This window comes from Parafrankia sp. EAN1pec (assembly GCF_000018005.1).
Taxonomy (GTDB): Bacteria; Actinomycetota; Actinomycetes; order Frankiales; family Frankiaceae; genus Parafrankia; species Parafrankia soli.
This window is the reverse complement of the sequence record NC_009921.1, coordinates 6,890,812-6,910,904: the sequence shown is the minus strand read 5'-3', so window position 1 is coordinate 6,910,904 and position 20,093 is coordinate 6,890,812. Positions and strand designations below refer to the sequence as shown.

Here is a 20,093-nt window from a genome sequence, read left to right as displayed (position 1 = left end):
ATCACGCAGTGACCGGAGGAGGTGCGGTTAGTTGAGGTTCGCGGTTCATGGGCTTCGGCAGTCCGATGCCTCCCCGCGCAGTCACGGCGTGTCCCTCCGCGATGTTCCTAGCCGCGTTCACATCGGCGTTGTCCTCATATCCGCAGGCGACGCAGGCGAATCGTGCTTGGCTCTCACGCGACTCGGTAGCGACATGCCTGCAGGCAGAACAGCACTGAGAGGTGTACGCGGCGGGTATCTTCTCGACCCGGCCGGGGGCCTTGTCCTCGAGGCGCTGCACCAGCAGGCCCCAACCGCTTGCCAGGATGGCCCGGTTCAGGCCGGCTTTCTGGCGGACGTTCCTGCCCGGTGCCTCCCCGGTGCCCCGCGCCGAGCGGGTCATGTTCCTGACCTTCAGGTCTTCGACGCGGATCAGGTCGAATCGGCGGGAAAGGTCGGTACTGGTCTTCTCCACCCAGTCCTTCCGCCGGTCCACCTCACGGGCCTTCACCCGGGCGATCTGGGCCTTGAGACGGCTGCGCCGGTTGCTGTCGCGCTTCGCCCGGGCAAGTCGCCGTTGCAGCCTGACCAGCCGCTGCGCCTCTGTGGGCGGCAGTCTCGGGCAGGACAGCAGTTCGCCCGTCGACAGCGCCGCCGACACAGCCACCCCACGGTCGACACCGACGGTCGCACCGGTACCCGGTGCGTCGATCGGTTCGGGGATCGCGGCGAACGCCACATGCCACCGGCCAGCCCGGTCCCTGGTGACCCGGTAGGACTTCGCCTTCGGGACAGTCCGCGAGCGACGGAAACGCACCCAGCCGACCTTGGGAACCCTCACCTCGGACCAGCGCCGGTTCACCGTGCGAATATCCGAGGATTTGACAGCGACGATCCGGAACCCCTCCGACCGGCCACGTTTCCGAAACGTCGGCTTCCGGTGACTGCCCCGGAAGTAGTTGTCCATGGCCTGTGCAAAATCCCGCAACGCCTGCTGCTGAACGGTCTGCGACCCTTCGGTGAGCCACGGGAACTCGCGTCGCGCTTCGGTGAGCTGCCGGGACTGCTCGTGGTAGTCCGGCGCCGGCCCGCGTCGCGGCGTCCACCACGACTGCTGTTCTACGGCAAGATTCCACACAAACCGTGCGTGGCCGCAGTGGGCCTCCATTACAGCAGCCTGCTCGGACGCCGGGTAAAGCCGGAACCGGGACACGCCGCTATTCTATTGAAAGGATACGAACATGCATTCCAGCATGGGGCGTCTCCTCCCCGGCCTGAAGACCGGGGCCTCCACGCCGCAAGCCCGATGACGACATCGGCCACGCCCACACCGGAACCCGCCCCTGCCCCTGCCCCTGCCCCTGCCGCTGTCCCGACCCCGACGGCCCCGCCCGACGGGTCCGGTGTGAGTGTGACCGGGCTCGGCAGGGAGTTCCGCATGGGCCGCGGTCGCGTCGTGGCCCTCGACGACGTCAACCTCGCGACGGCGGAGGGCTCGTTCCTGACCCTGATCGGCCCCTCGGGCTGCGGCAAGTCCACCGTGCTGCGGATCCTGGCGGACCTGGACGCCCCGACGGCCGGGACGGTGCTGGTGCGCGGCGAGGCGCCGTCGGTGGCCCGCCGGGCGCACCACCTCGGCATCGCCTTCCAGGACGCCGCTCTGCTGCCCTGGCGGTCGGTCGAGGCGAACATCCGGCTGCCGCTTGAGGTCAGCGGTCTGAAGGCCGAACGCAAGGTCATCAGTGACCTGATCGCTCTCGTCGGGCTGACCGGCTTCGAGCGGGCCCGGCCCGCGCAGCTCTCCGGCGGCATGCGCCAGCGGGTCGCGATCGCCCGCGCCCTCGTCGTGCAGCCCAAGGTGCTGCTGCTCGACGAGCCGTTCGGCGCCCTCGACGACATGACCCGCCAGCGCCTGAACTTCGAGTTGCTGCGCATCTGGAGTGAACGCTCGACGACCACCGTCCTGGTGACCCACTCGATCCCCGAGGCGGTCATCCTCTCCGACACCGTCGCGGTGATGACCGCCCGCCCCGGGCGCGTCGCGGCGCGCGTCGACATCGACCTGCCGCGCCCGCGCACCCCGGAGATGCTGCGCACCGCCCGGTTCCACGAGCTGCACGACGAGCTGTCCACGCTCCTGTTCGCCGGTACCGGCCCGACGGCAGGGGAGGCCGGATGACCCGGCCGGCGTGGCTCGGCGGGACGATCGGCGTCGTCGGCCTGGTCGCCGTGTGGTGGCTGCTCGCCGTGACGCTGCTCGACCGCGGAAGCGTCGTGCCCACGCCCTGGGAGGTCGTCCACGCCCTGTGGGACGACCATCGCCTGCTCTGGACGTCCGCCCGGTCGACCGTGTCGATCGCGGCCCAGGGCTGGCTCATCGGCAACGGCCTGGCGATCGGCCTCGCGGTGCTGTTCTTCGGCGTCCCCGTCGTCGAGCGGGTGCTGCTCCAGATCGGGGTGGCCTCCTACTGCCTGCCGATCATCGCGATCGGCCCGATCCTGACCACGGTCTTCGACGGCAGCACGCCGCAGAAGGCACTGGCCGGGATCTCGGTGTTCTTCACGACGCTGGTCGGCACCCTGCTCGGCCTGCGCGCGGCCGACCCGGCCAGCCTCGACGTGATCCGGGCCAGCGGCGGCGGCGTCGTCCACCAGATGCGCTACGTCCGGCTGCGCGCCGCCCTGCCGAGCACCTTCGCGGCGCTGCAGATCGCCGCGCCGGCCGCGATCCTGGGTGCGATCATCGGCGAGTTCCTCGGCGCCGACCGCGGCCTCGGGATCGCCATGGTCAACTCGCAGCAGGCACTGGAGGTGCCGCGCACCTGGGCGCTGGCCCTGGTCGCCTCCGCCATCGCCGGTCTCGGCTACGCCCTGACCGCGCTGCTGGCCCGGCTGCTGACGCCCTGGGCCCCCCGCGGTAACCCTGGAGGCGCCCGATGAGCACCGTGACGCCGGACACCGCATCGTCCGGCGGTCGTGGCAGCCGGGTGGCGGGGGCGATTGCCGCGCGGGCCGGGCGGACCCTGCTCTCGGTCGTCGCGTCCACCGCGGTGATCGTCGGGCTCTGGTACGCCTTCATCGAGGTCTTCGACCTCAACGCCCTCGTCGCCAAGGACCCCGGGGCGGTCTGGAAGTACCTGTTCACCGAGCCGGACGCCGCCCAGAACCGTTCCGTCATCCTGGACGGCCTGTGGCACACCCTCGGTGACGCCGCGGTCGGCTACGTCGCCGGCACCCTCGCCGCGCTCGGCGTGGCCGTCGCGTTCGTGCTGAACCGCGCGGTCGAGCAGTCGCTGATGCCGGTGGCGATGATGCTGCGCTCGGTGCCCCTGGTCGCGATGACGCCGCTGCTCACCCTCGTCTTCGGCCGCGGCCTGCTGGCGGTCTCGGTGATCGCCGGGATCGTCGTGTTCTTCCCGTCCCTGGTGAACCTGGTGTTCGGGCTGCGCTCCGGGCCCGCGGCCGCCGCCGACCTCGTCGTCGCCCACGGCGGCGGGCCGTTCACGGTGCTGCGCAAGGTGGCGCTCCCGAGCTCCCTGCCCGCGCTGTTCGTCTCGGCGCGCATCTCGGTACCTGGCGCGATCATCGGCGCGCTGCTCGCGGAATGGCTGGCCACCGGCAAGGGCCTGGGCTACTTCATGCAACGCGCGCAACAGACGTTCGACTACGGCGGGGTGTGGGCCTCGGTGGTCGTGATCACCACCGCCAGTGTCGCGGTCTACGCCCTGGTGGGCCTCGCCGAGGCCGTCGTGCTCGCCCGGTACGGGCCCGACCCGGCCCGGCGCGGATGAGCGGCGTGGCACCCCGCGGTGGGCAGCCGGCGGCCGTCCGAGTGCGCAACCGCAGGTCACAGGCTGTGATGTGGCGCACCTGGCACTGCTTGCTTCCTGACACCCCACCACGCGACGTGTCGCTCCCGTACGAGAATGCGGTTGTACAGAAATGCGTCGGAACGTGTGGGCGCGGTCGCGTCGTGGCGGGGTCGAGGTCGGCCTGGCCGCTGCGGGGCTCGCTGCGCGGGTCCGTGGCCGGGCGGTCGGCGGCGTCGACCGGTGAGTTCCGGAGGGCGTCATGACCGCTGAGCGGGACGTTGACCGTACGGTCGACGCCGTTCCCTCCCACGCGCTCCCGGCCGCACCCGTGCCGGTGACACCAGGGCCGGCCGCTCCGGTCCCGATGACACCGGTCCCGATGACACCGGTCCCGATGGCGCCGGTCCCGATGGCTCCGGGGGTGGTGCCTGTCGGGCCGTTGCGGTCGCTTCCGCCGCTCGCCGCGCCCGCGGTGGCGCGGGTGCCCGGCCGCCGCCGGGCGACGCCTGTCCCCGGCCGCACCGGCGTCGTGCGCGGCGGCCGGGCCCCCCGCCCGGTGACGGTGCCCACTCCGCTGCGCGAGCCCCTCACCCCCACCCCGGACGAGCTCGAGCGGCTGCGCGACATCGCCACCGGCCGCGCCGAGGCCGACTTCGCGATCCGTGGCGGGGTGGTCTTCGTCGTCCAGACCGGCGAGATGATGCGGCGCGACATTCTCATCGCCGGCCGCTACATCGCCGCGGTGACCCGGCCGAGCGCCGTGGGCGCCCGCCGCAGCCTGGACGCGGCCGGCCGGTTCGTGCTCCCGGCCTACGTCGACGCCCGCGCGTCGGTCGAGCGGACGCTGCTCGGCCCGGGGGAGCTCGCCCGGCTCGTCGTCCCGCGCGGCACGGTGACGGTGCTGACCGACCTCGCCGAGATCGAGCAGATCCACGGCCCGCGCGGCCGCTCGCTCGTGCTGCGCACCGGCACACCGCTGCGTGTCCTGCCCCGCGGCCCCGCCGGCACCCGCGACGGGCTCGCCGGCCCGCCCCGTCCCGCCGCGCCGCACGAGGGCAGCGCGCCCTACGACGCCACCGGGCCCTACGACGCCACCGGGCCATATGAAGCGACCACGCCGTACGAGGCCACCGCGCCGCACCAGGCCTCCGTCGAGGCCGTGGACGTCGCGCGTGCCGTCCCCCGGCAGGTGAGCCCGCTGACGGGGGTGCCCGGCCCGTTCATCGGGAGCGCCGGGCCCGCCGCGTTCCTGCCGGGCGCCGCCCATCTCGTCGGCGGGCCCGCCGGAGCCGAGATGCCGCCGGTGGGTGGCGGCCTGATCTCCGATCACCTCGACGACCGGGTACGGGAGGAGATCCGAGCGGGCGGCGCCGCCGTCCGTGTCGTCCGGGACGCCACCCTCACCCCCGCGCGTGCCTTCGGCCTCGACCACGTGCTCGGCTCGATCGCTCCGGCCCGGCTCGCCGACCTGCAGATCGTGCAGGACCTGACCGCGCGGCTCCCCCCGGACGTCGTGGTGGCCGGTGGGCGGATCGCGGCCGAGCGCGGCCGCGCGCTGTTCGACAACTTCGACGTGGCCCCGACGTGGGCGTCGTCCTCGGTGCGCCTGCCCGCCGGCCTCTACACCGGTTCGTTCACCTCACCCTGCATGCACTGGAGCGGCCGGCGCGACACCCGGCTCACCGTCGTCGACGTGCGGGCCCCCGCCGTCGCCACCAGCCCGGCGGCCTCGATCGGGGTTTCGGGGGTCTCGGCGTCCTCGGTCGGGCTCGGGCCGCTCGGCGCGGGCGGGGAGCCGCCGCGGGTGACCGTCGCCCGGGTGGAACCGACCCTGCGCGACGGCGTCGTCGTCGCCGACCCGTCCCGAGACCTGCTCAAGTCGGCGGTGCTCGACCGGTCCGGCCGGGCCGACCGCGTGCGGGTCGGGATGGTTCGCGGCCTCGGGCTCACCCGGGGGGCGCTGGGGGCGACCGCCGGGGCCGCCCCCGGTGACGTGGTGATCGTCGGTGCCGGCGACGCGGACATGCTGACCGCGGCCCGGGCGTTGGAGGGGATGGGGGGCGGGTTCGTCGTCGTCGAGCGTGGCTGGGTGCTGGCCGCCTGCCCGCTGCCGGTGGCGGGCCTGATGAGCGACGCCCCCTGGGAGGCGGTGCTCGGCCAGCTCGCGGCCGTCGACACCGCGGCCCGCGACCTCGGCTGTCGGCTCGCCTCGCCGCTTCGTCTGATCGCCCAGCTCGGCAGGGAGCTGTACGTCCGGCCCTGACGCGGTGGTCAGCCGTCCGAGACGCGCCGCGCCGGCAGCGCCGGGCCGCCCTCCGGGATGGCCCAGCCCCGCGGCGCGGGGTGCGCCGCGGCTGCCGGCCATCGCGGCGCGCCTGCGCTGGCCGTCGCGGAGCCGCGCGGCGCGCCTGCGCTGGCCGTCGTGGACCCGGCGCGTTCGCCGCGCCGCGCGGGGCGCGGCGAACGCGCGTGCAGCTGGCTCGCGTCATCCCGCAGCGCGCGGCGTACCTGGACGGACGGCACCCAGATCCGCACGCCGCCTCCGCTGGCGACGTCCATCAGGCCGTTGTGAACCATGTCCGTCAGGTGCCGGCGTGCCCGGTCCTTGTCGGTGCCGAGCAGCTCGGCGACGTCGGCCGTCCGCAGCGTGCGCCCGCCCAGCCCGGCGGTGAGAACCAGCAGGTCCGGCAGCGCCAGCGGACGTCCGCCGTACTCCCGGCCGACGGCGAACAGCGCGAACGCGAGATCCGCGGGTTGCCTGGGCAACACGGCGACCACGGTGTCGGCGGTCGAGCCGGTGTGGTCCGGCGCGGCCAGGCCGTTGCGGAGCTGGGCGGCGTGCGCCCGGCGGATCCCCCGTCCGGAGCGGTCGGTGATCCCCGCCCGGCGGAACGCGTCCGCCAGCAGCGGGCTGCGCGGCCGCGGGGGCCGCGCGAGCAGCCGAGCGGTGGGGTCGCGCACCGCGTCGGCGTAGCCACCGGGGCTGGAGATCTCGACGCCCTCACCGGTCCACTGCACGTGGACGGCACCGGCCGCGGTGTAGTCGCGGTGGACGAAGGCGTTGGCGAGCAGCTCGCGGAACGCCTGCTCGGCGTAGGCGGGCACGCCGGTGCGCACCAGCTCGTAACGGATCTCGCGCTCGGGATTGCGGGCCCGGAAACGGGCCAGCAGCTCCTCGGTGAGACGCAGCAGCGGCCAGCGGAAGAAGTCGTTCATCCCGTCCGTGGGCTCGCCGGTCTCCGGCCCGATGACCTGGATGGCGGCCTCGTGGTTCGGCACGTGCGCCCGCAGGGCCTCGGGCCGCCCGAACAGCAGCACCGCCCCCGCGCACAGGTGGGTGCGGCCGTCCTCCACCAGCGCGACGCCCAGTGACCGCGCGATCTGCTTGTCCGACATCGCGGCGAGCGTGCTGTCGCCGCGGCCCCCGGCGGCACCGACCAGCCGGCGCAACCGGTCGAACTCGCGCGGGTCGAGGTCGTCCCAGCTCGCCGCCGAGACGCTCGCGGCGAAGTCGGCCACTGTCACGTCGGCCCCCTTCATGTCGGCCACTGTCACGTCGGCCACCTGCCTGATCACATGGTAGGTCGGTGCCGCCGTCCGCCGTGCCGGCTTCAGTGTCGGATATCCGCTGCCCTGGTGGGAGAGCTGCGGGCTGCCCTGGCGACGACAGCGGCCAGCACCCGGCGCAGCGCCACGCCCGCCGCGTCCGCGCGGATGCTGACCTCCGCGGCCGTCCCACCGTCCCCGGAGATCAGCGGGAGTCCGTCGATGGTGAAGCGCTCCTGCAGGGCGAGGTCCTCGTCGAGCACCGCCTGCTCGAAGCGGACGGCCTCGGCCAGCCGGGCGGGATCACCGCCCAGGTCGTCGCGCAGGATGCGGGTGTAGACGCGGGTCGCGGCGGCCTCCTCGGGCTGCAGGCAGAACAGGATCGTGTTGGTGATCCCGGCGTCGGGGTACTCCAGCCGCAGCCGCAGCATGAACGGCGGGCGGTACACGTACGTCGACGTGCGGCGTTGGATGAGCGGACGGAGCCCGGCCGCGACCCCCGGATCCTCCGGGTTGGCGACCTCCTGATCCATCCGGACCAGGAAGCCGTCGCCGTCGGCGTCCACCCGGTACGGCGCGACGACGGTCTCCTCGCCGGCGCCGATGGTGGCGGCGTGCACGAACGGGAAGTGCGCGGTGTCGAGGAAGTTGTCGGCGAGCAGGCCCGCGCAGGCCGTCGTGCGCGCGGCGGGCAGCCAGGCGTCGTCGAACCCGTCCTCGGCCGCCTCCGGCAGCTCGATGATGTCGGCGAACGGCTCCGCGGGCGCGATCCACACCAGCCCGTGCCGCTCGGTCACCCCCCACGGCGGGATGGCGCGGGCCCGCCGCGGCGCCGGTATTCCCGGGCCGAGCGCCGGTACCGCGGTGCACTCCCCGGACGCGACGAACCGCCATCCGTGGTAGCCGCAGACGAGCTCGTGGCCCTCGACCCGTCCCGCCGACAGCGGGGCGAGCCGGTGCGGGCACCAGTCGGCGAAGGCCGCCACCTGGTCGTCGAGCCGGGCCAGCACCCACGGCTCGCCGAGCAGCCGGACGGCGATCGGCTCGTCGGCGAGCTCGGGCGACCGGGCGACCGGGTGCCAGCCGTGCCGCAGCGCCGGGTCGGTGTTGGTCAGGCGACCGGTCATCGCGTTTGCCTCCCGGCGGTCAGATCTCCCGCTCCGGTATCCGTCCCTGTCTCCGCTCCGGTCTCGGCTCCGGTTCTCGGCGCCATCCCATCACCGAAGCGATCCGGGGTTTCGGGTGGGCGTCCGATGTGTGTCACTCCGTGACATTTCGAGGGGTGGTCGTCGTCCGTACGTACCGGGTCGCCTCCGGCGACTCTCAGCAGTGAACACAAAGATACGTAGAGCAGTGTTCGTTGAACATCGACGTAACGTCCCCCCACTATCGTCGGGCCCATGACGACGCCCGGCGGTCCGTCCACCGCTCTGCACCGGCCCGGGACGGTCGGCGAGGCCGTCGCAGCCCTCGCCGCCGAGGCACGGGCGGGCCGGCCGGTCGAGCTGCTGGCCGGCGGTACCGATCTGGTGCCCGCGCTGCGCACCGGGACGCGCCGGCCGGCGGCGATCGTCGCGCTGCGCCGGGTGCTGGAGCTGCGGGTGCGCGGGGCAGGCGCGGACACCCTCACGATCGGCGCCGGGGTCACCTACACCGAGCTGGCCGGATGGTCACTCTCGCCCGGCCTGGCGGCGACGTCCCGGGTGGTCGGGTCCGTCCAGATCCGCAACTGCGGGACGGTCGGCGGGGCGCTCGGCTCCGCCAACCCGCGCGGCGACCTCCTCACGTTCCTCACCGCGGCCCAGGCCGAGGTGCTGCTCGCCTCCGAGGACGGGTCGCGCGCCGCGGGCCTGGACGACTTCCTGAGCGCCGGCCGCCTGCCGGGCGAGCTGGTGACGGCTGTCCGGGTGCCCCGCCCGAGCGGCCCGCAGACCTACCTCAAGATCGGTGGCCGGCAGGCCGCGTTCCCGTCGCTGGTGTCCTGCGCGTTGCTCGTCGACCGGGTCCGCGAGCGGGTCTGCTGCGCCGTGGGCGGCGTGGCTGCCCGGCCGTGGCGGGTGGCCGAGGCCGAGCGGCTGGCCGCCGCCGACGTCGACTGGTCCACTGGGACGGCCCCGGCCGCCCTGGCACGGCGCTTCGGTGAGCTGGCCGCGGCCGGTGTCCGCGCGGCGCCGCCGCTGGGAGAGGACCCGCGCCATCCCCTGGAGTACCGGGTGCACGCGGCCGGCGTGCTGGCCGCCCGGGCCTTCGCCCGATGCCTCACGGCCCGGTCGGCGCCGCGGCGCGAGAGTGCCCCGTGAGCGGCGGCGTGCCTGGTCACCTGGGCGGGGAGCGCCGGCTTTCCTACCACCTGAGCATCGACGGCTCCCGGCGCGCCGTTACCGGGGCGCGGCTCGAGGAGTCGCTGCTGACGGTCCTGCGGGAGCGGCTCGACGTCACCTCCGTGAAGGACGCCTGCGAGCAGGGCCGGTGCGGGGCCTGCTCGGTGCTGCTGGACGGCCGGCTGGTCACGGCCTGCACCGTCCTCGCCGCCGACGCCGCCGACGCCCGCGTGGTCACCGTGGCCGGGCTGGGCCCGGGTGGGCCGGCCGCCGCGGTGCGCGCCGCCTTCGTCGCGCACGGGGCGGTCCAGTGCGGCTTCTGCACCCCGGGCCTGGTCGTGGCGGTCACCGACCTGCTCGCCCGCCGACCGGGCGCCGACGAGGATGAGATTCAGGAGACACTGGCGGGCAACATCTGCCGGTGCACCGGGTACGGCCGCATCCTCGCGGCGGTCCGCGCCGTCCAGGCGGGGCGGGGCGGCCCGCCCGGGTGGGCATGACCGGCCGGGCGCGAGGCGTCGGGGGATCGGTGCTCCGTCCCGACGGGTCGGCCAAGGCCGGCGGGACGTTCGTCTACGCCGGCGACCTCAGCGCCCCCGGCATGCTGCACGCCCGGACCCTGCGCTCGCCCCACCCGCGGGCGCGCATCAGGCGGGTCGACACCGCCGCGGCCCTGCGCATCCCGGGAGTCGCCGCGGTGGTGACGGCGGTGGACGTCCCCGGTGTGGCGACCTACGGCCTCATCGTGGCCGACCAGCCGGTCTTCGCCGCCACCGAGACCCGTTACGCCGGCGAGCCGGTCGCCGCCGTCGCCGCGGTCGATGCGCCGACCGCCCGGCGCGCGCTGGCGGCCGTCGAGGTCGAGTACGAGCCGCTGCCGCCCCTCGTCGATCCCGAGGTGGCCGCCGGGCCGGGTGCCGAACCGCTCCACCCGGACGGCAACGTGTTCCGTGAGATCACCCTGAGACACGGCGATCCCGACGCCGCCGGCCCGGTGGTCGTCGAGGACAGCTACCTCGTCGGCATGCAGGACCAGGCCTTCCTCGCGCCGGAGGCGGCGCTGGTCGTGCCGGCCGCCGACGGGGGGGTCGACATGTGGCTGGCCACCCAGTGGCTGCACTCCGACCGCGAACAGATCGCCGCCTGCCTGGGGCTGCCCGAGGAGCTGGTCCGGCTCGAGCTCGCCGGCGTCGGCGGCGCGTTCGGTGGCCGCGAGGACGTCACGCTGCAGGTCCACGGCGCGCTGCTCGCCCGGGCCACCGGGACGCCGGTCCGCATCGCCTACGACCGGGTCGAGTCCTTCCTGGGCCACCCGCACCGCCATCCCGCGCGGATGTGGTTCCGCCACACCGCGACCGCGGCGGGTGACCTGGTCAGCGTGCACGCGCGGATCATCATGGACGGCGGGGCGTACGCCTCGTCGTCACCCGCGGTGATCGCCAACGCCGTCACGCACGCCGCCGGCCCGTACCGGGTGCCGAACGCGCGGCTGGACGGGCTCGTCGTGCGCACCAACAACCCGCCGTGCGGGGCGATGCGCGGGTTCGGGGTCCCGCAGGTCACGATCGGACACGAGGCGCAGATGGACCGGCTCGCGGACCGCCTCCGGATGGACCCGGTCGAGCTGCGGGTGCGCAACGCACTGCGGCCCGGCGACGTCCTGCCCACCGGTCAGGTCCTCGGGCCGCCGCTGCCGGCGCGGGAGGCGATCGAGGCGGTCGCGGCGCGCCCGCTGCCGGCGGCGCTCACCGCCGCCTCGCCGGTGACGGCCCGTCCCGGGGGGCGCGGCGCGCATGCGGACCTCGCCCGTGTCCGCCGCGGCGTCGGATACGCCCTGGCCTACAAGAACCTTTTGTTCTCCGAGGGCTTCGACGACTCCTCCACCGCGCGGGCGCGGCTCGAGCTTGACGCGGACGGCCGGCCGGTCGCCACGATCCACAGTGCGTGTGCCGAGGTCGGGCAGGGGTTCGTCACGGTCGCCGGGCAGATCGCGCGGACCGAGCTCGGTGTCGACGAGGTCGTGCTGCGCCCCGCCGACACCGGGGTGGGCAGCGCCGGGTCGACGAGCGCGTCCCGCCAGACGTGGATGAGTGGCGGCGCCGTGCGCGGTGCGTGCGTGGCGGTGGTCGACCGGCTGCTGGCCCGGGTGGCGCGTCGGCTGGGCCTGCCGCCGGAGGTTGTCGAGGCGCCCCGGCGCGCCCTGGTGATCACCGGGGGCGAGATCGTCGGCGCCGAGACGGGGACCCGGCTCACGCTGGCCGAGGCGCTCGCCGAGGGACCGGTCGAAGCCGAGCACACCTTCCACCACCGGCGCACGACCGCCCTGGACGCGCACGGCCAGGGTGATCCGCACGTGGCCTTCGCCGCGGCGGCGCACCGGGCCGTGGTGGACGTCGACCTCGACCTCGGGCTCGTCCGCGTCGTGTCGATGGCGCTCGCGCAGGACTGCGGCACCGTGCTGAACCCGCTGTCGCTGCGCGGGCAGGTCGAGGGTGGCACCGCCCAGGGGCTCGGCCTGGCCGTGATGGAGGAGCTGGTGACCGTGGACGGCGTGGTGACCAACCCGACGCTGCACGACTACCTGCTGCCCACCGCGGCGGACGTCCCCGCGCTGGACTTCGTGGCGCTCACCTACCCGCAGCCGGACGCGCCTTACGGGGTGAAGGGCGTCGGGGAGACCCCGACCTGCACGGCGACCGCCGCGGTCCTCGCCGCCGTCCGGGCAGCGGTCGGGCGGGACCTGCGCCGGGTACCGGTCCGCCCGGTGGACCTAGTCGATCTCGCGGATCCGGTCGATCCGCTGGGCGGTGCTCCGTATCTGGGGAATAAGGCAGCCCGGGGAGATGGAACGCGGATGAGCGGATGAGTGGTGGGCAGGCCGGTGCCGCGACGCCGCCGGACGCCGTCGAGGTGATCCGGTCGCGTCGGGTCGTACTGCCCGACGGCGAGCGCCCCGCGGCCGTCCACGTCGTCGACGGCCGGATCACCGCGGTCACCGCGCCGGGCGAGGTGCCATCCGGCGTCGCCGTCACCGATCTCGGCGACCTCGTGCTCATGCCCGGCGTGGTCGACACGCATGTCCACGTCAACGAGCCCGGCCGGACCGAGTGGGAGGGCTTCGCCAGCGCCACCCGGGCCGCGGCGGCCGGCGGCGTGACGACGATCATCGACATGCCGCTGAACTCGATCCCCCCCACCACCTCGCTGGACGCGCTGGCCGCCAAGCGGGCGGCGGCCGAGGGCCAGGTCGCCGTCGACGTCGGTTTCTGGGGCGGGATCATCGGCGCCGACGCCCGCCGGCTCGACGACCTAGCCGCGCTGCACGACGCCGGCGTGTTCGGGTTCAAGGCGTTCCTGGCACCCTCAGGGGTCGAGGAGTTCCCGCACGTGAGCCTCGACGTGCTCGCCGCCGCCTCCCGGCACACCGCCCGGATGGACGCCCTCACCGTCGTCCACGCCGAGTCGCCCTCCGTGCTCGCCGAGGCGCCTGAGGCGGCCGGCCGCACGTTCGCCAGCTGGCTGCGCTCCCGCCCGCCGGCCGCCGAGAAGGCCGCGGTGGCCTCGCTCGCGGCGCTCACCGCCTCGACGGGCGCGCGTTTGCACGTCCTGCACCTGGCGGCGGCCCAGGCGCTCGACGACGTCGTCTCCGCCCGCGAGGCCGGCCTGCCCATGACCGTCGAGACCTGCCCGCACTACCTGACCTTCACCGCCGAGGAGGTCCCCGACGGCGCGACCGTCTTCAAGTGCGCGCCGCCCATCCGGGAACGCGCGAACCTGGACCGGCTCTGGGACGGCCTGGCCGCCGGCCTGTTCGCCGGCGTCGTCACCGACCACTCGCCAGCCACCCCGGCGCTGAAGTCCGTCGAGACCGGTGACTTCGGGACGGCCTGGGGTGGCATCGCCTCCGTCCAGCTGGGCCTGGCCGCGGTGTGGACCCAGGCACGCCGCCGCGGGCACGGCCTCGTCGACGTCGTCCGGTGGATGTGCTCCGGCCCCGCCGACCTGGTCGGGCTGGGCGCCCCGGGACTGGCTACCTCGGGACTGGGCACCCCGGGACTGGGCACCGGCGGGGCGGGCTCCGTGCCGAACGGCACCAAGGGACGCATCGCCGTTGGCGCCGACGCCGACCTGGTGGTCTTCGACCCCGACGCCACGTTCGTCGTCGAACCGTCCCTGCTGCGCCACCGCCATCCGCTCACGCCCTACGCTGGGCGAACGCTTGACGGCGTGGTTCTGGCGACGTACCTGCGGGGACGGCGGGCGGACGGTGACCGGCCCGCGCGAGGCCGGCTGCTCTCCCGATGACCCACCAGCCACGCCCCAGCCCGTCCCGGCGCTCAGCCCGTTTCCGGCCGCCCGCACCGTCCGCCCGCCCCGTCCGCCCGAGCAGAAGGAGCCCGCACGCATGACCGACGCGCCCGACCTGACGAACCTCGTCGACCTCGCCGCCGCCCGGTTCGGTGGGTCCGTCGTCGCCGTCAATGACGAGTTCTTCGCGCTCGCCGAGCGCATGCTCCTGGCGGAGGCACCGATAGTCCGTCCGGGGGTGTTCACCGAGCGCGGCCAGTGGACCGACGGCTGGGAGACCCGCCGCCGCCGCGACCTGCCCGCGGCGGACTGGGCGATCGTCCGCCTCGGCGCCCCCGGCATCGTGCACGCGGTGACCGTGGACACGACCCATTTCACCGGCAACGCCCCGGAGTCGGTCGAGCTGCACGGCGCCACCCTTGCCGGCTACCCGTCCGCCGAGGATGTCGCCGAGGACTCGGTCACCTGGGTGCCCCTCGTCGCCCGCACGCCAGTCGCCGCGGACGCCGTCAACGTCCTGCCCGTGTCGGCGGAGGGCCGGCTCCGGATCAGTCACCTGCGGCTGACCATCCACCCGGACGGGGGAGTCGCCCGGCTGCGGGTGCACGGCGTCGTCGTGCCCGACCCGCGGCTGCTCGACCGGGTCACCTCCGACCTGGCCGCCGCCTACCTGGGCGGTGTCGTCGTCGCCGCCAGCGACATGCACTACGGCGACCGGCACAACCTGAACGCCTCCGGCGACGCCCGGGCGATGGGGGAGGGCTGGGAGACCCGCCGCCGCCGCGGGCCGGGGCACGACTGGGCGGTGGTGCGGCTGGCCACCGAGGGGACCGTGGTGCGGGCCGAGGTCGACACCCGCCACTTCCGCGGCAACGCGCCGCGCGCCGTCGCGCTGTGGGCGGCGAACGCACCCACGACCGGCGACGACGACCTGGCCACGGACGCCCTGTCGGCGATCACCGACTGGCGGCCGCTGCTGCCGCGCACCCGGGTCCAGCCGAACACCCGGCACCTGTTCGACCTGGAGGTGCCGGTCGAGGCCACGCACGTGCGGGTGGACGCGATCCCGGACGGCGGTCTCGCCCGGCTGCGGCTGGTCGGCGCGCCGACCGAGGCGGGACGCGAGTCGCTGGCCATGCGCTGGTTCGACTCCCTGACGCCCGCCGCGGCCCGTGAGGAGCTGCTGGCCTGCTGCGGTTCCGAGGACTGGGCGGACGCCGTCACGGCCCTCCGGCCCTTCGACACGCTCGCCACGCTGCTGCCCGCCGCCGAGCAGGAGTGGTGGAACCTGCCCGAAACCGCCTGGCTGGAGGCGTTCACCGCGCATCCCCGGATCGGGGAGCGCCCGACACCCGCGCCGACGCCGCCGACGTCCTCGCGGGCCACCGTCGTCTCCCTCGACGCCCCCCGACGGGAGCAGGCCGCCCTGGACCAGGCGAGCGAGGATGTCCGCGCGGCCTTCGCCGAGGGGAACGCCGAGTACGAGGACCGCTTCGGGTTCATCTTCCTCGTTCGCGCGGCGGGGCGTGGCGCGCAGGAGATGCTGGAGCTGCTCCGGGAGAGGATGGCGAACGACCCCAGGACCGAGCTGCGGGTGGCGGCCGGCCAGCAGGCGGAGATCACCGCGCTGCGGCTGCGCCATCTGATCACCGGCGCCTGACACCTGGTTCCCGGGTCGTGGCGAAGCGACGAGTGGGTCGCCGGCGGGCACCCCGGCGGCGAGCCGGGGAGGGCGACGCGAGTGAGCTTGTCGACCCATGTGCTGGACACCGCCTCTGGGAAGCCAGCCGCCGGCGTGCCGGTGCGCCTTGAACGGGCCGCGGTCACCCTCGACGGCGCGACCAAGGGCTGGCGCCCAGTCGCCCAGGCGGTGACCGATGACGACGGGCGCGTCGGCGACCTGCCCGCGGACCGCGCCGGCGCCTGGCGCCTCGTGTTCGACACCACGGGGCATTCGGCCTTCTACCCCGAGGTGGCGATCGTCTTCGTCATCCGGGAGCCGGCCGACCACCATCACGTGCCCCTTCTACTTGCGCCGTACGGCTACTCCACCTACCGCGGCAGCTGACCCGGCCCGGCCTGACCCGCCCGGTCCGGCGGGTCAGCGCGGGACCTGCGGAGGCCGGCCTCCGAGGCGGGCGACCGTCTCCTCGTCCAGACCGGCGGCCCGCAGCCGCGCGTCGTCGACCAGGCGGGCGTCCACCGCGCGCAGGACGTGCCCGGCGAGGGCACGCGCGGTCGCCGGCTCGTCGGCGACCGATCCCGACGTGCGGGCGGCTGCGTAGTCCGTCAGCCGCCGCAGGGCGTCGGGCAGCCCGGTGAGCAGGCAGCCCGCCACCGCCGCGTGCCGGCTGACGAGCTGGCCGGGATGCAGATCCCACCCCTGGTAGAGACCTCTCGACCAAGCCCGGCGGACCAGCCCGGCATGCCGGCGCCACGCGGAGCGCACGTCGGAGGCCCGGCCCACCGGCAGCACGTTGGACGAGCCGTCGGCCACGCGGATCCCGGTGCCCGCGGCGGCCAACTGCATCAGCGCCGTGGCGAGCTCGACCCCCGGATGATCGCTGGCCTGGTACTCGGCGGCGATCCCGAGTGCCGCGGAATAGTCGTAGGTGCCCACGTGTAGCCCGGTCAGACGTCCCGGCGCGGCACCGACCAGCGCCGGCAGGCTCAGGACCGCGGCGGGCGTCTCGACCTGGATCTCCAGCGCGACCGGCGGGATGCCGAGCTGCCGTTCCAGCTCGGCGAGGACCTCGCTGAACACGATCACCTGCTCGGGCGCGCTCACCTTCGGCAGGGTCACGACGAGGCCGGGTGGCAGGCCGCCCTCCCCACCATCACCGGCGAGGGTGGTGAGGAACAGATCGAGGCTGCGCAGCCCCCGGGCCCGCACGGCGGCGTCCAGCGACTTCGGGCGCAGCCCGTAGGAGGCTGGCAGCGCGCCGGCCGCCGCCGCGGTGCGCAGGGCCTGCGCCGCCTGCACGGCGTCGGCGTCCTCGACCTCGTCCGGGCGGGTCCCGTACCCGTCCTCGAGATCGACCCGCAGATCCTGGATCGGCTCGACGGTCAGCGCCTGCACGACGTGCGCGTACACGGCGGCGGCGATCGCCGGGTCGGAGTCACCCGCGGTCGCCGCGGCCAGGGCATCCGGATCCGGAGCATGGTGGCGCAGCGCCTCCCGGGCGGCTTCGCCCCACTCGAGAACGACGTCCGGGTGCAGCCGGTCGGCGGGCAGATAGCAGGTGTGGACGGGCTGGCGGGTGCCCGGATCGCCGGGGAAGCGGGCGGTCAGATCGGCGTCGAGCGGGGCGAGGTCCGCGGTGAGCGCGGCAATGGCGTCGTCGGACAGCGTCGGCACGACTTCAGTGTCAGGCCAGCGACGGGGTGTCGTCCCCATCACGCGTGTCAGAGATGCCGAGCCGAGCCGTCCGCCGATTGCAGGCGGCCCGGCCCACCTGCTCTGGCTTGCAACTGCGTCGTGCCCAGTGGCTCCCGCCGCCAGCGCCGCCGCCGGCGCGTTTGGCACCGATCGGGGGATTCGGCGCACTGCACCGACGGCGGCTGTCTGTGTGGCGGCTCCGTGAACGGCCGATGGATCCCGGCCGGCCGACGGACCGCCGTGCAAGCGGTCATCATGCGTCTGAGCTGCATCTTTCCGTTCAGGAGCGTACTGCGGAGGGGCCAGGTACCACCAACCGGCCCGGACACAGCCGACTGGTGCGAGTCGACGCTCCCCGACGATCGTGTCGAATCCGTCCGAGAACATGGGTGGGCCGCTCTCGACGCGCAGCCCCCTAACCTCGCCGGCCCGATCGCCGTCTGTCAGCGCGCCGAAGCGACCGCGGAACGCGTGGGTGACGATGCCCTCCAGGCCGCCCGGACGAAGCGCGCCGAGGGCGTCCAGGTTCGTCAGGCTCGCCGTACACGGAGACCAAGCTGAATGAATCATGATCCGGTTGCCCGCAATGGACTCCGTGCCGTCGCGGAACGGGGAGACCTCGGGATCGCCGGTCACCGTGGCCCGCGCCTTGAATCCGACGATCACAGTCCGGCCACCACGAGGAGCCTCGAGCAGTTGATCACTGGGATGCCCCTGTGGATGGCGTGGTCGGCGCGGCCGGGCCGTTGCGGCTCGATGAGCGATAGCGCTCGCCGTTCACGCCGCCGGCACTTGCGCGCCGGCACTCCTGGTCTGACCGGCCTTGGCCGTGCCAGGTTCCCGCTTCCCAGCCACCTGCCCGCTCGTGCGGGTCTTATGGTCGGCTCCACGGGCGTTTACGGTCTCCGACGTACTGGCGGCGACCTGGTGTCTGAGGTTGATCGCGGCGTTGTGGTCGCGGTCGGCCACCAGCCCGCAGGACTGGCAGGCGAACGTGCGGTCCGACAGCGTCAGGCTTGGGTTTCGCCAGCCGCAGCCGGAACAGGTCTTCGAGGACGGATACCAGCGGTCCGCGACGTGCAGCCGCGAACCGTACCAGCGGGTCTTGTAGTCGAGTTGCCGGCGGATCTCACCCATCCCGACGTCCGAGACGGCGCGGGCGAGCCGCCGGTTGCGGACCATCCCGGCGACGTGTAGATCCTCGACCACGATCACGTCGTGGGACCGGGCGAGCCGTGTCGTGAGCTTGTGCAGCCCGTCGCGGCGCTGGTTCGCGACCCGGGCATGGATCGTCGCGAGCCCGGCGGCGCGCTGCCGGCGCCCAGCGCTGCCCGGCTTCGACCGGGCATAGGCCCGCGACGCGCGGCGCAGTTTCCGCAGCGCGGCGGCGTGCCGTTTCGGGTTCGCCACCGTCTCGCCGGTGGAGAGGACCGCGAGGTGTTTCACGCCCAGGTCGACGCCGACCGTGCCGCCCGTCCACTGACGGCGGGTCGGCCGTTCGGAAACGTCCCGGTCGGTGTCGACGGTGAACGCCACGAACCAGCGGCCAGCCGTCCGGGACACCGTCGCGCCACCCAGCCGCGCCCGGCCATCCGCCAGCCGCGACGTGAGCGCGCCCATCGGCTCGCCGACCTTGACCCGGCCGATCCGGGGCAGTTTCACGTACAGATCGGTCGCGGGGCCGTAGGCACCGGTCGTGTAGCGGAACGAGTCGCGGGCCTTCCCGCGCTTCTTGAACCGGGGAAAACCGACCCGGCGGCCGTTGCGCTTTCCCTTCCGGGAGTCGGTGAAGTTCTTCAACGCACGGGCCAACTGGTCCAGCCCGGCCGAGTACGCCTCCTTCGAGCACTCGTCCCACCAGGGCGCGACGTCCCGCTTGGCGGCGTTCCAGGCAAGCCGCAGCGCGGGCAGCGTCCACGGCACCGGGGTGAGCAGGTCGCCGTCCAGGCCGTAGGACTTCTCCGCGTCGCGCTGCGCGAACGTGGCCTTCACCCGGGCCAGGCCCCAGTTGTAGGCGAACCGGGCCGCCCCCGCGTGGCGACGCAGGTTCGCGGCCTGGGCGTCGTTCGGGTCGAGCGCGAACCGGTACGCCTGCAACGTCCTCATTCGGCCGCCTCAGTGGCGGCGGCGACCGCGCGGCGGGCTCGGTTCGCGGCGGCGCGGCGGCCGTACAGCCGGGCGCACATCGAGGTCAGGATCTCGGTGATGTCGCGGACCAGGTCGTCATCGACCTCGGCTGGGTCCACGACGAGGAGGCGGCGGCCGTTCGCGGCGAGAGCGGCCTCGACGTACTCGGCGCCGAAGCGGGCGAACCTGTCGCGATGCTCGACGACGATCGTCGTCGCCGCGGGGTCGCGGAGCAGCGCGAGGAACTTCCGCCGATGCCCGTTCAACGCCGACCCGACCTCGGTCACGACCCTGTCGACAGGCAGCCCCTGCCCGGTGGCCCAGCCGGTGACGCAAGCGACCTGCCGGTCGAGATCAGACTTCTGGTCTGCGGACGACACCCTGGCGTACACGACCACCGTGCCTGAAGTAGCCGGGCGGTCGGGCTCGCCGACGAGGATCAGGCCACCGACCTTGCGTGCCGGGACCGGGAGCTTGCCGGCGTGGAACCAGCGCTGGGCGGTCACGTACGCCACACCCTGCGACTCTGCCCACTCCTTAAGGTTCACATGACAACTATAGCAATCTGGAGAGAGCTAACGAGTGCCATTTGGGCAACAGTTACTACCCCCCCACCCGTGC

16 protein-coding genes are annotated in these 20,093 nt (G+C 74.2%); 10 read left to right on the top strand and 6 right to left on the bottom strand.

Annotation, left to right across the window (positions count from 1 at the left end; genetic code table 11):
• Window position 1 precedes the first annotated feature (1 nt).
• Entirely contained in the window at window positions 2-1,192 is a 1,191-nt protein-coding gene (locus FRANEAN1_RS28120; protein ID WP_020463143.1) for an RNA-guided endonuclease TnpB family protein, read from the bottom strand.
• 93 nt (window positions 1,193-1,285) lie between these two features.
• Between FRANEAN1_RS28120 and FRANEAN1_RS28115 the strand changes: the two genes are divergently transcribed.
• The 4 genes from FRANEAN1_RS28115 to FRANEAN1_RS28100 all read left to right on the top strand — a co-directional run bounded on the left by FRANEAN1_RS28115 (window position 1,286) and on the right by FRANEAN1_RS28100 (window position 6,054).
• Window positions 1,286-2,158, top strand: a complete 873-nt coding sequence (locus FRANEAN1_RS28115) for an ABC transporter ATP-binding protein (RefSeq protein WP_041254869.1) — start codon at window positions 1,286-1,288, stop codon at window positions 2,156-2,158.
• Window positions 2,155-2,919, top strand: coding sequence for an ABC transporter permease subunit (locus FRANEAN1_RS28110; protein WP_020463141.1), 765 nt, complete (start codon window positions 2,155-2,157; stop codon window positions 2,917-2,919). The genes FRANEAN1_RS28115 and FRANEAN1_RS28110 overlap by 4 nt, the downstream gene beginning before the upstream one ends.
• Entirely contained in the window at window positions 2,916-3,770 is an 855-nt protein-coding gene (locus FRANEAN1_RS28105) for an ABC transporter permease subunit (RefSeq protein WP_020463140.1), read from the top strand. The genes FRANEAN1_RS28110 and FRANEAN1_RS28105 overlap by 4 nt, the downstream gene beginning before the upstream one ends.
• 280 nt (window positions 3,771-4,050) lie before the next feature.
• Window positions 4,051-6,054, top strand: coding sequence for an adenine deaminase C-terminal domain-containing protein (locus FRANEAN1_RS28100; protein WP_020463139.1), 2,004 nt, complete (start codon window positions 4,051-4,053; stop codon window positions 6,052-6,054).
• Window positions 6,055-6,062: 8 nt separating this feature from the next.
• Here FRANEAN1_RS28100 and FRANEAN1_RS28095 read toward each other — a convergent pair whose 3' ends face one another.
• Together FRANEAN1_RS28095 and FRANEAN1_RS28090 are read right to left on the bottom strand one after the other, a co-directional pair.
• Window positions 6,063-7,355 carry an ATP-binding protein gene (locus FRANEAN1_RS28095; protein ID WP_347176793.1) on the bottom strand — a complete coding sequence of 431 codons (1,293 nt, stop codon included), beginning with the start codon at window positions 7,353-7,355 and terminating at the stop codon, window positions 6,063-6,065.
• 47 nt (window positions 7,356-7,402) lie between these two features.
• Window positions 7,403-8,464 (bottom strand): aromatic ring-hydroxylating dioxygenase subunit alpha, encoded by a 1,062-nt coding sequence (locus tag FRANEAN1_RS28090; protein WP_020463137.1) that lies wholly within the window; start codon window positions 8,462-8,464, stop codon window positions 7,403-7,405.
• 273 nt (window positions 8,465-8,737) lie between these two features.
• Between FRANEAN1_RS28090 and FRANEAN1_RS28085 the strand changes: the two genes are divergently transcribed.
• From FRANEAN1_RS28085 to uraH, 6 genes are all read left to right on the top strand, one after another.
• Entirely contained in the window at window positions 8,738-9,637 is a 900-nt protein-coding gene (locus FRANEAN1_RS28085) for an FAD binding domain-containing protein (protein ID WP_020463136.1), read from the top strand.
• Window positions 9,634-10,158 carry a 2Fe-2S iron-sulfur cluster-binding protein gene (locus FRANEAN1_RS28080; RefSeq protein ID WP_347176792.1) on the top strand — a complete coding sequence of 175 codons (525 nt, stop codon included), beginning with the start codon at window positions 9,634-9,636 and terminating at the stop codon, window positions 10,156-10,158. Before FRANEAN1_RS28085 ends, FRANEAN1_RS28080 begins: the two co-directional genes overlap by 4 nt.
• Entirely contained in the window at window positions 10,155-12,524 is a 2,370-nt protein-coding gene (pucD, locus tag FRANEAN1_RS28075; protein ID WP_083788571.1) for a xanthine dehydrogenase subunit D, read from the top strand. Before FRANEAN1_RS28080 ends, pucD begins: the two co-directional genes overlap by 4 nt.
• The gene (gene allB, locus FRANEAN1_RS28070) at window positions 12,521-13,963 is read left to right on the top strand and encodes an allantoinase AllB (RefSeq protein ID WP_020463133.1); all 1,443 of its coding nucleotides are present in this window, start codon (window positions 12,521-12,523) and stop codon (window positions 13,961-13,963) included. The genes pucD and allB overlap by 4 nt, the downstream gene beginning before the upstream one ends.
• A gap of 100 nt (window positions 13,964-14,063) precedes the next feature.
• A complete protein-coding gene (locus FRANEAN1_RS28065; RefSeq protein WP_020463132.1) occupies window positions 14,064-15,626 on the top strand; it encodes an allantoicase in 1,563 nt (520 codons plus the stop codon).
• Window positions 15,627-15,707: 81 nt separating this feature from the next.
• Window positions 15,708-16,034: a hydroxyisourate hydrolase gene (gene uraH / locus FRANEAN1_RS28060; protein ID WP_020463131.1), complete on the top strand. Its 327-nt coding sequence runs from the start codon at window positions 15,708-15,710 to the stop codon at window positions 16,032-16,034.
• A gap of 33 nt (window positions 16,035-16,067) precedes the next feature.
• On the opposite strand, the gene FRANEAN1_RS28055 is transcribed toward uraH, so the two are convergent.
• From FRANEAN1_RS28055 to FRANEAN1_RS28045, 3 genes are all read right to left on the bottom strand, one after another.
• Complete coding sequence (locus FRANEAN1_RS28055) at window positions 16,068-17,324, bottom strand: aldolase/citrate lyase family protein (protein ID WP_041254868.1); 1,257 nt, start codon at window positions 17,322-17,324, stop codon at window positions 16,068-16,070.
• 798 nt (window positions 17,325-18,122) lie between these two features.
• Entirely contained in the window at window positions 18,123-19,451 is a 1,329-nt protein-coding gene (gene tnpB / locus FRANEAN1_RS28050; protein ID WP_020463129.1) for an IS607 family element RNA-guided endonuclease TnpB, read from the bottom strand.
• Entirely contained in the window at window positions 19,448-20,020 is a 573-nt protein-coding gene (locus tag FRANEAN1_RS28045) for an IS607 family transposase (RefSeq protein ID WP_020458336.1), read from the bottom strand. Before FRANEAN1_RS28045 ends, tnpB begins: the two co-directional genes overlap by 4 nt.
• Window positions 20,021-20,093 lie beyond the last annotated feature (73 nt).

Coding starts and splice junctions, on each gene's coding strand:
- FRANEAN1_RS28115 (WP_041254869.1), top strand. CDS start 1,286: ATGACGACATCGGCCACGCCCACACCGGAACCCGCCCCTGCCCCTGCC.
- FRANEAN1_RS28110 (WP_020463141.1), top strand. CDS start 2,155: ATGACCCGGCCGGCGTGGCTCGGCGGGACGATCGGCGTCGTCGGCCTG.
- FRANEAN1_RS28105 (WP_020463140.1), top strand. CDS start 2,916: ATGAGCACCGTGACGCCGGACACCGCATCGTCCGGCGGTCGTGGCAGC.
- FRANEAN1_RS28100 (WP_020463139.1), top strand. CDS start 4,051: ATGACCGCTGAGCGGGACGTTGACCGTACGGTCGACGCCGTTCCCTCC.
- FRANEAN1_RS28090 (WP_020463137.1), bottom strand. CDS start 8,464: ATGACCGGTCGCCTGACCAACACCGACCCGGCGCTGCGGCACGGCTGG.
- FRANEAN1_RS28085 (WP_020463136.1), top strand. CDS start 8,738: ATGACGACGCCCGGCGGTCCGTCCACCGCTCTGCACCGGCCCGGGACG.
- pucD (WP_083788571.1), top strand. CDS start 10,155: ATGACCGGCCGGGCGCGAGGCGTCGGGGGATCGGTGCTCCGTCCCGAC.
- allB (WP_020463133.1), top strand. CDS start 12,521: ATGAGTGGTGGGCAGGCCGGTGCCGCGACGCCGCCGGACGCCGTCGAG.
- FRANEAN1_RS28065 (WP_020463132.1), top strand. CDS start 14,064: ATGACCGACGCGCCCGACCTGACGAACCTCGTCGACCTCGCCGCCGCC.
- tnpB (WP_020463129.1), bottom strand. CDS start 19,451: ATGAGGACGTTGCAGGCGTACCGGTTCGCGCTCGACCCGAACGACGCC.